8 protein-coding genes and 1 pseudogene are annotated in these 11,877 nt (G+C 63.1%); 8 read left to right on the forward strand and 1 reads right to left on the reverse strand.

Going from position 1 to position 11,877, the window contains the following annotated elements; translation table 11 throughout:
* Window positions 1-121: 121 nt before the first annotated feature.
* From AB0J58_RS01355 to AB0J58_RS01380, 6 genes and pseudogenes are all read left to right on the forward strand, one after another.
* Window positions 122-2,314, forward strand: a complete 2,193-nt coding sequence (locus AB0J58_RS01355) for a hypothetical protein (RefSeq protein ID WP_364208658.1) — start codon at window positions 122-124, stop codon at window positions 2,312-2,314.
* Between the two features lie 805 nt (window positions 2,315-3,119).
* Window positions 3,120-4,001, forward strand: coding sequence for a class I SAM-dependent methyltransferase (locus tag AB0J58_RS01360; RefSeq protein WP_364208661.1), 882 nt, complete (start codon window positions 3,120-3,122; stop codon window positions 3,999-4,001).
* Between the two features lie 228 nt (window positions 4,002-4,229).
* Entirely contained in the window at window positions 4,230-5,384 is a 1,155-nt protein-coding gene (gene rffA / locus AB0J58_RS01365; protein WP_364208664.1) for a dTDP-4-amino-4,6-dideoxygalactose transaminase, read from the forward strand.
* A gap of 613 nt (window positions 5,385-5,997) precedes the next feature.
* Window positions 5,998-6,462 (forward strand): GtrA family protein, encoded by a 465-nt coding sequence (locus AB0J58_RS01370; RefSeq protein WP_364208667.1) that lies wholly within the window; start codon window positions 5,998-6,000, stop codon window positions 6,460-6,462.
* A 132-nt stretch (window positions 6,463-6,594) separates the two neighbouring features.
* Window positions 6,595-7,662, forward strand: a complete 1,068-nt coding sequence (locus AB0J58_RS01375) for a glucose-1-phosphate thymidylyltransferase (RefSeq protein WP_364208670.1) — start codon at window positions 6,595-6,597, stop codon at window positions 7,660-7,662.
* Between the two features lie 234 nt (window positions 7,663-7,896).
* Window positions 7,897-8,298: pseudogene (locus AB0J58_RS01380) on the forward strand (GDP-mannose 4,6-dehydratase).
* A gap of 97 nt (window positions 8,299-8,395) precedes the next feature.
* Here the strand turns inward: AB0J58_RS01380 and AB0J58_RS01385 are convergent.
* Window positions 8,396-8,905 carry a GNAT family protein gene (locus AB0J58_RS01385; protein WP_364208673.1) on the reverse strand — a complete coding sequence of 170 codons (510 nt, stop codon included), beginning with the start codon at window positions 8,903-8,905 and terminating at the stop codon, window positions 8,396-8,398.
* A 961-nt stretch (window positions 8,906-9,866) separates the two neighbouring features.
* Between AB0J58_RS01385 and AB0J58_RS01390 the strand changes: the two genes are divergently transcribed.
* Entirely contained in the window at window positions 9,867-10,868 is a 1,002-nt protein-coding gene (locus AB0J58_RS01390) for a glycosyltransferase family 2 protein (protein WP_364208676.1), read from the forward strand.
* Between the two features lie 64 nt (window positions 10,869-10,932).
* Window positions 10,933-11,640 carry a WbqC family protein gene (locus AB0J58_RS01395; RefSeq protein ID WP_364208679.1) on the forward strand — a complete coding sequence of 236 codons (708 nt, stop codon included), beginning with the start codon at window positions 10,933-10,935 and terminating at the stop codon, window positions 11,638-11,640.
* Window positions 11,641-11,877: the final 237 nt, after the last annotated feature.

The raw sequence follows: 11,877 nt of genomic DNA on the forward strand, positions 1-11,877 counted from the left end.
TATGGGAAAAGTGTCGGCAAATCGGACTCTACATAAACAAGGATGGTCGGTTTGGTGGCGGAGGGTCTGGTGCTTTCACGTATTTAAATGGTTTCCCGCGGCGTTTGTGACCATATTTGCTGTGACGGTGCTGGGTTTCTTTGGGGTTTCCGTCCGGGATATGGCCTGCTTCGGCGCCTACATCGCGCTGGGGCTCGCGCTCCCGGGGCTGCTGCTGATCCGCGCCCTATACGGCGGCAGGCGGACGCTGGCCGAGGAGATCGCCCTCGGGCTGACGCTCGGCTACGCGATCGAGGTGCTCGCCTATGTCGCCGCCCGCGCGGCCGGGATGCCGCTGCTCGTCATGGCCTGGCCGATCACCACCTACGCGGTCTTCGTCGCCGTTCCCCGCCTGCGCCGGCACTGGAGAGGCGGGCGTCGCCTTACCGCGCCGCTCTGGTGGTCCTGGTCCCTCGCCCTGGTCACCATCTATCTGATCGCCTGGAGCGCCGCCAAGTTCTTCAGGACGCATGCTCTGACGTGGCCGGCGCTTGGGGCGGCCAATCTCGACATGCCGTTCCACCTGGCGCTGATCGGCGAGTTGAAGCACCATATGCCGCCCACGGTGCCGATGGTCGCCGGTGAGCCACTCTTCTACCACTGGTTCGTCTACGCTCACCTCGCGGCGGCGAGCTGGATCACCGGCGTGGAACCGCTGGTGCTGCTGTTCAGACTCTTCATGCTGCCCATGATGGTCGCCTTTGTCGTCCTGATAGGGATGATTGGACGGCGCGTGGTGGGCGCCTGGTCGGCTGGGTTGCTGGCCGTCGCGGGCACTGTCTTCATGGAGGCCCCGAACCTGTACCTGGGGACAAGCGTCGGAATCTTCACGTGGCGTCCCCCCCAGTCGTGGCTGAGCCCCACCCAGGCCTTCGGTGCTCTCCTCTTCGTGCCGGTCGTCATCCTCCTGATCAACCTTCTTGAGCGCAGGCGTGTCGCCCTCGGCTCCTGGGTTCTCCTGGGCGTCTTCCTCGTGGCGGTGATGGGGGCCAAGGCCACCTACCTCCCCCTGCTCGCCATCGGCCTGGCGGCGATCGCGGTGATCGAGGTGGCGAGACGACGCCAGATGCCCTGGCGCGTGCTCGTCGTGCTGGTGACTACCGTGATGTGCTTTCTTTACGCGCAGTTCGTGCTGTTCGGCCAGGCGCGCCTAGGGATGATCGTCGAACCGCTCGCCATGACCCGCAAGATATGGGCGGAGCTGACCGGTCAGGACGGAGACATCGAGCCGTTGTCGGCCTCGGCTCTCGGCGTCACGCTGCTGTACCTGCTGAGCTGGGTCATAGAGTGGTGCGGGATCTGGGGCCTGCTGAGCCGACCGCGGTTGCTGCTGCGGCCTGCCGTGGTTGTGATGCTCAGCATCGGGGCGGGGGGGTTCTGCGCCACGCTTCTGTTCGGGCACCCTCATCATGCCGAGATGTACTTCTCCGTGGCGTCCTATCCCTATCTGGCGATAGTCGCCGTCTACGGGATCTTCGTCATCGTTCGGCGGGCTCAGGTGCCTCCGCGTGTGACGGCGTACGCGGTCGGCGCGGCGATCGTAGCGACCTGCTCGATCCGTATGATCTTCGGCGTCCGGATCCCCCTGGACCCGGGCCAGAGCGAGATCCTCCTGTACCGGCCGTATATCGCCTTTGCGGTTCTCGCCCTGCCGATGATCGGCCTGCTCCTCGTCGCCAACAGGCGGCGCCTCGTCGTCGCCGGAGCCATCACGATCTCAATGGTCACGGCCGTCGGCCTGCCCGCGGCCTGGGCGGCCCGTGTCCTCTCGTCGGTCGTTCCCGCTCCGGCGGGCGGTGGCGCGGCCACAGGCCCGGGAGCGTCGGCGCCGGTGATCCGCAGGGACGCCTTGACCGCCGGACGATGGCTGCGTGCCCACTCGGATCCGGATGACCTGGTCGCCACGGACACACATTGCCGAGGAAAATCCGAGAACCCCTGTGACAGCCGTGAGTTCTGGGTGTCCGCGCTGACCGAACGACGCGTGCTGGTGGAGGGGTGGGCGTTCAGCCCGGCGAATTACCAGCACTGGCACAGGGGCCTCATAGCGGAGCACCTGCCGTTCTGGGACCAGGAGCGGATCCGGCTCAACGATGCCGCATTCCGATCGCCCTCGGCGGTTTCCATCCAGCGGTTACGGACACGTTACGGCGTGCGCTGGCTGTTCGTCGACGAGCAGCGCACCGGTGTGGACTCCAAGATCGGTGACGGCGCGAACCTGAGGTTCCGTTCCGGCGACTACGCCGTTTACGAGGTGCCAGACGGTACGGCCTGACTCCTTCGCCGCACCCCGGCCCCGCCGGTGCCCGCCTATCAATTCTCAGGCCGAGGTTGACCTGTGACAACGGATCGTGACGGCCGGGCATTAGCCGGAGTGCCGGATGGTTGAAGCGGGGAGCCGAAGCGCCCTCGGCGAGCATTCGCATTCCGGGCGGAAAGACTCGTCTTGGCGTCATCGCATCACCTATCCGATGAACAGCGCCATGGCGGCCATGGTCCGTTGCGCGCTCCTTGGCCTGGGGTTGCCGGCCGCCAATGGACATTCCACAGCGGCGGAAACCTATGGCTCCGGCAACTTGTCGCCCGCCCTTCGGTAAAGGCGGAGGACGGCATGCAGCCACTAATTCGGGTCCCGCATAAATTCAAGCGGACAGGTGGTCGCTGAGGCCATGCGTTCTTCGCGGAAGGGCTCAAACACCGGTGGAGGCACTTGTTCCGGCAGGCGGTAAGGGGACGGGATCGCGTCCGCTGTCCCACAGGCCGGCGAAACAACTGACCCCCCGTCACCGACAGGCCGGTGCTCTATTACGGGCTCGGAGCGGTTTGGGACGCGAGTGTCACCTGCGTGGGGATCGTCGTCGGCGACACGGCCTGCGGGATCCGGGAAGCGGCGGGCGACGGCTCCGGGGTCGGTCCCGACGTGCCCTTCCTCGCCGGAGAGGAGCCCTCCGGCCTGGCGCGCTGCGTCCTGACCGCCCGCGACTTCTCGCCGGCCGGCCGTTCATGGAGAGGATCGCCCAGATCATGCGCTGGTATCGGAACAACGAGCCATGGTAGCGACGGTTGAAGGAGAGGACCTGATGAACGGGGAGGAACCGATGGGGTGCCCGGTCGACCGGATCACGGCCGCATTGGTCTGCCCGTCCTGCCGCGTTCCCCTCGACGCGTCGTACGGATGCGCGGCCTGCGGAACCGGCGGTCACCGAACGGGAAACCAGCTCCGTTTTGCCGGCTTCGGAGACGCCGAGCTACGGGACGATCCGCTCAATCGGATCAAGGAGACCGTCAAGCGCCGTTTCGGGCCCGCATATCCGCTTGTGATCCAACTGCTCTCACCTGTGCTGCTGAGACGGTTCATCCGCCCCTTCCTCATGAGTTTCGATCTTGATCGTGATCTGGTGGCGGATCTGGGGTCGGGTACCAACCGCTATGATTCACGACTCCTCTGTGTGGACGGGGGCGCGTACGCCAACGTTGACATTGTGGGTGACCTGCGAACACTGCCGATCGATGACGGGGCTCTCGCCGGTATCGTCAGCATCGCCGTACTCGAGCACGTGCCGGATCCGCAGGCTCACGTTCGGGAGATGTGGCGCGTGCTCAGGCCGGGAGGGCGAGTGCTGTGCTACGTGCCCTTCATGCAGCCGTTTCACGCGTCACCGTATGACTACCAGCGCTACACCGAGGCGGGTATGAAAACCCTCTTCAGCCGTTTCGACGTGATGCATGTGCGGATAGGCGCGGGTCCCACCTCGGCCATGCTGTGGACGTTCCAGGAGTGGCTGGCCCTCCTGCTCTCGTTCGGCAGCAGGCGGCTCTACCGCGTGCTGGCCCCCCTGATGTGGTTGCTCTCGCCCATCAAGGTCCTCGACGTCCTGCTGGCGCGGCACCCCAACGCCACGGTGGCGGCCAGTGGGTTCGTGATCGAGGCGCGGAAGCCGACGGAGGCCCGGCCGGAGTAGCGGCCGGGCCTCCGCAGTGCGCTCATCGACGTCGAACACCATGTCAACCCGGTAGCCGGTGCACTGGCGGCTGCCGACGGGAAGGTGCTCGCCATGCCGTGGGCGCGCCGAACGAGAAAGCCTGGGGTCGGCAGGGTTGACCGGTGTGACCTAAGACTTACGTAATGGATCACCAATGGACGGCAGCGCAACGTCTGCCGGCTGATCCTTCCGTTGTTCACTTCGGCTGTGAAAGTAACCGATCGGGAGACGATTCCCTTCAATCGAACGCATATCTCGCCGAACGAGCTGGACTATCTCGCCGAGGCCGTATGCCGGCGATCCACCTGCGGAGACGGGCCGTTCACCCGGCAGGCCTCCGAGCTCCTCGAGAAGATCACCCAGGCGGGCCGGGCGCTGCTGACCACCTCCTGCACGCACGCGCTGGAGATGTCGGCGATTCTGCTCGCCCTCCAGGTCGGCGATGAGGTGATCATGCCGTCGTTCACCTTCATGTCGATGGCCAACGCCTATGCCCTCCGCGGGGTGGTGCCGGTCTTCGTCGACTGCAGGCCCGACACCCTCAACATGGACGAGCGGCTGATCGAAACCGCGATCACCGATCGCACCCGGGCCGTCGTGGTCATGCACTACGCGGGTGTCGCCTGCGAGATGGAGGCGATCGGAGAACTGTGCGAACGGTATGATCTCGCGCTCGTCGAGGACAACGCCCACGGTCTGGGCGGGGCCTATCGAGGCCGGCCTCTCGGTTCGTTCGGCAGCATGGCCACCCAGAGCTTCCACGCGACCAAGAACGTGCAGTGCGGGGAGGGAGGCGCGCTGCTTCTGAACGACGCGGATCTGGTGGCGCGAGCCGAGGTCATCCGGGAGAAGGGCACCGATCGCAGCAGGTTCTTCCGCGGGCAGGTGGACAAGTACAGATGGGTCGACATCGGATCGAGCTATCTTCCGTCCGATGTTCTCGCCGCACAGCTAACCGCCCAGTTGGAGTCGTTCGGCACGATCCAGGCCCGGCGCCATGCGGTATGGCGCCGGTATCACGATGAACTGGCGGACTGGGGTGCGGTGAACGGGGTCGCCCAGCCGACGGTCCCAGATGGCTGCGCCCATCCGGCGCATCTGTACTATCTCTTGCTTCCGGATCTGGTGAATCGGCAGGAGTTGATCGCCCACCTCTCGAAGAGGGATGTGCAGGCGGTGTTCCACTACCAGCCGCTGCATTCCGCGCCCGCAGGGGTGCGATACGGGCGGGTGGCCCCAGAAGGATGCCCGGTCACCGAGGAGGTCGCTGACCGCCTTGTACGGCTGCCGCTGTTTGCTGATCTGACCGAGGCCGACGTCGACCACGTGATCAACGCCGTCCAGAGCTACGAGGTGAACTGATGGGGTGTGACGTGATCCAGGCGCGAGCCGTACGGGCTCGGGAATCACCCCTGGAGTCACCCAGGTCCGGGTGTCCGGCCAGGCGTTTCGCCGCTCCCGTTGAGGTCGGGCCTCCATTCTCCGAGGTCCGAAGGCCGTCTACAGATCGGCCGCATCCGTCATCGTGCATCGACACCCGGTTGGCCACCTCGGCTGGTTCATGAAGCCGATCGCGCCCGGCCGGACCGTGATGCTCGCCGGCTCTCTTGCGGATCGGCGGCCATGTGCGCAAAGAGGCCGCAGACGCCATCGCGGGATCTGCCTATGACAGGAATCATGCGTGCGGCCGCTGGGAAGACGCTGGTCTCCACCAATTCTGCCGCACACGGAAGTCACTGCCTGACACATCTTTGTTCAGCGCCATCGAGGTGTAGCGGGCTGATCGGGACGAAGGCTGAGATCCATTAGGTCTCGACGAGCGACCCGAGCCAGGTCACGAGCGCCGGAAGAGTCTGTTCAGGCGGTAACACGCGATGACCGGAACCGTCTCTGACGCCAACCCCGGTTGATTTCCGGTGGCCGACCATAACTCATTCGATCCCGTTACTCGATCACGATCCGGAGTGACTGCCATATGGTTGAAGTCGGAAGCGGGACCGCCCACGAGAAGGATTCACGTCCCGGGTGGCGAGCTCTGGTTTCGGCATTTTGGGGCCGACGTGTCGCATATCTGCTGGCCAGCGCCATGACGGCTGTAGTCTATTGCGCTCTCCTGGGGCTGGGGCTGCTTGCCACCAAAGATCGGGTTCCTTATGTCTTCCTGCTTGTGGCCTGCCAGTTCCTCACCTCGGTGATCGTCTATCCATGGTACAGGCTGGTGGTTTTTCGCGCTGCCGGGGAATCGTGGCTCGCGGGTTACCTGAGATTCTACGCGGTCGGACTGGGCTTCCTGGCGGCGTCCGTTGTCGGTGTCCCGATTCTGGTGGAATTTGTCGGTATTCCGATTATGGTGGCACAAGGCCTGCTAATAGCCGTGAGTCCGCCGCTAAGCTATTTGACGCACCGGGCGTGGACGTTCCCCAATCGGGAAAAAGTCTAGTCTTGCCAAGATGCCATACGTTCTTTGACAAAAGCGAAGGATGGCGGCGGGCTGCTAATTGGAGCTCCGCGTAAATTGAGTGTGCGGACGGTCGCTGTGGCCAAGCGCTCTTGCTGGAAGGACTCAACAACCATGAAGGCACTCGTTCTAGCGGGTGGCAAGGGGACGAGGCTGCGCCCGCTGACCCACACCTCGGCGAAGCAGCTGGTCCCCGTCGCCAACAAACCGGTGCTCTACTACGGACTTGAGGCGATACGGGACGCGGGCATCAGCAACGTCGGGATCATCGTCGGCGACACGGCCCATGAGGTCCGGGAAGCGGTCGGGGACGGCTCGAAGTTCGGCCTCGACGTGACCTACATTCCCCAGGAGGCCCCTCTGGGGCTTGCGCATTGTGTCCTGATCGCTCGGGAGTTTCTCGCCGATGAGCCGTTCGTGATGTATCTGGGCGACAACTTTCTGGTGGGCGGCATCAGAGACCTGGTGGAGGCATTCTGCGAGGCTGACAACGACGCCCAGATCCTGCTCACCAGAGTCGCCGAGCCACAATTCTACGGAGTCGCCGAGCTTGGACCGGACGGCGGGATCATCGGGCTGGAAGAGAAACCGGAGCACCCGCGTAGTGATCTCGCGATCGTGGGGGTCTACACGTTCTCTCCGGCCATCCATGAGGCGGTCAACGCGATCACGCCTTCCGCCCGCGGAGAGTTGGAAATCACGGACGCCATCAAATGGCTCATCGACAACGGTGGCCGTGTCCGTTCGCACTTCGTGAGCGGCTACTGGAGAGATACCGGACGTCTGCAGGACATGCTGGAATGCAATCGCATCGTCCTGGAGGCGATCGAACCAGACATCCGGGGAACCGTTGACGGGTTCTCGGAGATAACGGGGCGCGTTGTCATCGAGTCCGGGGCGGTGGTGGAGAACTCGGTGATCCGAGGGCCTGCGGTCGTCGGTACCCAAAGCAAGGTGAACGGCTCGTACATCGGCCCCTATACCTCGATCGCCGAGGGCTGCGTGCTGGAGGATGCCGAGGTGCAATACAGCATAATTCTGGGAGAATCCGTCATTAGAGGCGTCTCAGGGCTCACGTACTCCCTGATCGGCCGAAACGTCGAGGTCATCCAGGCCAGAGGAGTGCCCAACACGCATCAACTCATGGTCGGTGACCACAGCAGGATTCAGGTGCGAGCATGAGAACCCTTGTTCCAGGCGGTGCTGGATCATCGGCTCCCATGATGTGCGATCGCTGCCGCCGGGAGGATATCCCGGCTATGAGAATGCTCATGTGACGGTGCTGGACAGGCTCACATATGCGGGCAACATGGCGAATCTGCGCCCGGTGGCCGAGCATCCGTGCTTCACATTCGTTAGGGGGACATCACCGATGCCCGGTTACCGGCCGACGTGGTGCCGGGGCATGACGTGATCGTGAACTTCGCCGCAGAGACTCATGTCGACCGATCGACAAGCGGCCCCGGGGAGTTCGTGGTCACCAACATGCACGGCCTGCAACGCCTCCTGTAGGCGGCGCTCGATACCGGCGCGCGTACAGTCGTTCAGGTTTCCACGGACGAGGTGTACGGATCCATCGCCGCGGGGTCCTGGACCGAGTCGGACTCCTTGTTGCCCAACTCGGCCGCCAAGGCGGGAGCCGATCTTCTCTGCCGTGCCTATCACCGGACCCATGGGCTCGATGTGCGGGCGACCTGCTGTTCCAACAACTACGGCCACTGCCAGTACCCGGAGAAGGTCATCCCGCTCTTCGTCACCAACCTCATCGACGGGTATCACGTGCCCTTTGAAGAAAACCGGTCGAGTGCTGCGGTTTGAATCGCTCTGGCCCAGGTGGAGACTCTGACGAACCCGAGTCCGGCGGAGCCGGCTTGATGGACGGGCCCACACCCGCCGCCGTAGGGCCATTCGGACTTCACGGGCGCAGCACCGAGTAGAGGATCTGGTCGTGCCAGCCGCCGTCCCGCCATTGGGCGCGGCGCAGGACTCCCTCGCGTTCGAACCCGGCCTTCTCCAGAGCGCGCTGCTCGCCGTAGTTGGCGATGTCCGTGAAGGACTGGATGCGCTCGGCTCGCGTGTGGGCGAACAGATAGTCCACGAGCTGGCGCTGAGCCAGTGTTCCGATGCCCTGGCGGCGGAAGTCGGAGAAGACACAGATGCCCATCGCCCAGCACCAACACGTAGAATTCGGTCCCCAGGAGGTCGTCCACCACACCACCCATCCGGCCGGACCGTCGTCGACGTCGATGGTGAGGCGACCGGAGTCGGTGCCGAGGAATCCGTTCTCGGCGAACTCCTGACGGAGCCCGTGAGAAGAGCGGTGTCCATACCACTGAAGCTCGCCTCTGAGCTCGGGGGTAGCCCGTTCCGCCTCGAAGACGTCCAGGTCCTCCTCGCGGACCGGCCTCAGTTTGATGACCTCCATGACCTTCCTTTCATATGGCTTGCGCAGGCCTCGTGGCAGAGCGGTTCCAGCGGTGCCGGCTCGGGAGGAGGTCGGCCCGACGGATCGGTTCGGGTTGGCGCCAGGTGGACGCGAGCCGCAGGACATCGTTCCAGACAAGACTTTCAAAGCCGACCATGTGAGACCGGCATGCTGGAATGCGAACTGAAACGCGTTGGCCGATGCCCACTTCACTGACATCCGGCCCCCTCCGCTTAGTCGCCTTCAGGACGAGTCGTAAAATTCCATTGTCTATGGGACGCATGGCCGGGCACGCGTCGCATCAAGGACCGCTCCCCGGATACGCGGATCACGACAGCGCGGGCGGTGTAGCGTGGGGCGCCGGGAAGCCCCGATGTCTGCGCCACCAGACATGCGTTCCGAAAGAGTCATTCGATTGCTTATCCAACTAAATAGGAAAGATGACCACGTGGGCCGAGGCTCCCGTTCCCGAGCCATGCTATGGATCGTGGCCTCCCGAAGACAAACATGCGGGAGGCGTGTCCTGAGCTGTATCGCCGGAAAGGCCGCCGGCCTCTCGATCCGCATGAAGAACCGGCAAGAATAATGCCGGGGTAAGGATGTCCGCCCCCCGCCTGTGGCGCTGCGGTGGTCCCTCTCCCGGCCTGATCGCCGCCTGGTGGCAGGTCCAGGCCCCGGCATCTCCGGCTTGAACTGCGAAAACACCAACGAGCGCGACGAAAGGCCATTCCGCCGGCCTTAGGGCACCGACCCGTACGAGGCAGCGACCGGACCCCGGGCATGACCGAACCCAAAACCCGCCTCCATAGAAGATCAACTCGATGTGAGTTGATTACTCCAAGATCATGAAAGATTCAAGGGGGGCGTAGAAAATCGTGGTCTCATCCTTGATTTCATCAATATAGTGTAAATCCGGCCTGCGGGCCCGACCGGTCGACTCGGCAGTCATGAGACTGACACTATGACTAGTGTATCCGTCGTAATTCCATGTTATCGATCCGAGCAGACGCTTCCAGTGCTGGTTGATCGCCTCCTTGTTGTTTTGTCAACCACCGCCTCCGTGTTCGAGGTCATACTTGTTGTCGACGGTTCACCGGACAAGACATGGGAAGTCGCCCAACAGCTTGCCGATCGGTATGAAACAGTCCGCGCGCTGCTGCTGGCCCGGAACTACGGGCAGCACAACGCTCTCGTCGCTGGCATCCGCTGTGCTCGCTACGACATCGTGGTCACCATGGACGATGACCTTCAGCATCCACCAGAAGAGATCCCCAAACTTCTGGCAGGCCTCCGGCCTGACCTCGACATCGTCTACGCGGTCCCACGCGCTGGGACGCACGGATTCATGCGTGATCTCGCCTCCAGATCGCTCAAGATCGGACTTTCTGGGCGATTCGGCGAGGCAACAGGCCAAGATATCTGCGCGTTCCGTGCCTTCCGCAGTTTTTTACGCGAATCATTGGACGGGGTCGCAGGTCCCCATGCTCTAATCGACATCTCGTTCTCGTGGGCCACCATGCGGGTCGGAACCGTCCCGATAAAAATAGAGCGTCGACTTATCGGGCGCTCCAATTATACCGTTCCGATGCTCATTCGCCATGCGGTCCATGTCATGATTGGATACAGCACTATCCCGCTTCGCCTGGTCACCTATTGCGGGCTGCTGGCGGGGGCTCTCGGCGCGGTCCTTCTCACTGTATTTCTTTGGAACTACTGGTGGGGGGACAGCACGCTCAAAGGGTTCACGTCGATAGCGTCCATGATTTCACTGTTCGCCTCTGCCCAGATGGTCGCCCTTGGAATCATCGGGGAATATCTCGGCAGAATCCATGTGGAGCGCATGGGGCGTCCCACGTACATCGTTCGCGAACGGTCTGAAAGTCGCGACTCACGCCTGCCGGTGACGCCTGACGTGAACGCGGAGACTTTCATCCACCCGGGAGTCGGCGCTCACGAACGGTAGTCCGATCCGAAGGTCTTCCCGGGAGACCCATACGAAGCCCGAGCAAGTCGAAAGTGTGGGGCACATGAAACGGGTTGCGATAGTGCAATCAAATTATATTCCATGGAAAGGATATTTCGACCTGATTGCCCACGTCGACGAGTTCATACTCCTCGACGAGGTGCAATACACTGACAGAGACTGGCGTAATCGTAATCGCATAAAAACGGCGACGGGCCCTAGATGGCTCTCGATCCCGCTCACGCACGGTCCTCGGAGCCGGCTGATCAACGAAATGGTCATTGCCGACCCGAACTGGAACATCATGCACTGGCGAGCTCTCACGCAGGCGTATCGGAAGGCCGCATATTTCGACGAGTTCGCGCCGGCCCTGGAGGTGCTTTACCGTGGATGCCGGGATGAGCGGCTTTCCGAAATAAACAGGCATTTCCTCGAAGGGCTCTGTTCGGTCCTTGGCATCCGAGCCGATCTGCGCTGGTCCACCGACTACGTCACCACGGGATCCAAGACGGAGCGCCTCGTCGATTTGTGCCAGAAGGCGGGTGCCCATGAATATATTACCGGTCCGACTGCGCGGGCCTACCTCGATGAGAGCCTATTTCGGAGAGCGGGCATCGAGTTGCGATGGTTCGACTACTCGAGCTACCCGGAATATCCACAGATCCACCCACCGTTCGACCACCGGGTGAGCGTCCTTGATCTTATATTCAACACGGGGCCGAATGCCATCGAACACCTGAAGATCGCTACTTCTGGGCGGGCATCACGGTGAGCGCCGGCTCGATGCTGTTTCTCTGGTGGAGCTGTCGGAAAGCCGACCAGGCCAGGACATGACGGTGACGGCCATCGCCGTCCAGCAGGCCGGAACGGTGGCCTTGAGCGGCCTCGGGTTCTGCCCGGTCTCGTCTTTCCAGCACAGCCGGGCGCCCAGGTCGGGCGTCGCCCTTTCATCACCGGCCACTGCTCGGCGGCCCAGGTCTCGATCACCTCCTCGTCAGGCTCTCGGCTA

The organism is Streptosporangium sp. NPDC049644, from assembly GCF_040675205.1.
GTDB lineage: Bacteria > Actinomycetota > Actinomycetes > Streptosporangiales > Streptosporangiaceae > Streptosporangium > Streptosporangium fukuiense.

Coding starts and splice junctions, on each gene's coding strand:
- AB0J58_RS01370 (WP_364208667.1), top strand. CDS start 5,998: ATGGTTGAAGTCGGAAGCGGGACCGCCCACGAGAAGGATTCACGTCCC.
- AB0J58_RS01390 (WP_364208676.1), top strand. CDS start 9,867: ATGACTAGTGTATCCGTCGTAATTCCATGTTATCGATCCGAGCAGACG.
- AB0J58_RS01385 (WP_364208673.1), bottom strand. CDS start 8,905: ATGGAGGTCATCAAACTGAGGCCGGTCCGCGAGGAGGACCTGGACGTC.
- AB0J58_RS01395 (WP_364208679.1), top strand. CDS start 10,933: ATGAAACGGGTTGCGATAGTGCAATCAAATTATATTCCATGGAAAGGA.
- AB0J58_RS01375 (WP_364208670.1), top strand. CDS start 6,595: ATGAAGGCACTCGTTCTAGCGGGTGGCAAGGGGACGAGGCTGCGCCCG.
- AB0J58_RS01360 (WP_364208661.1), top strand. CDS start 3,120: ATGAACGGGGAGGAACCGATGGGGTGCCCGGTCGACCGGATCACGGCC.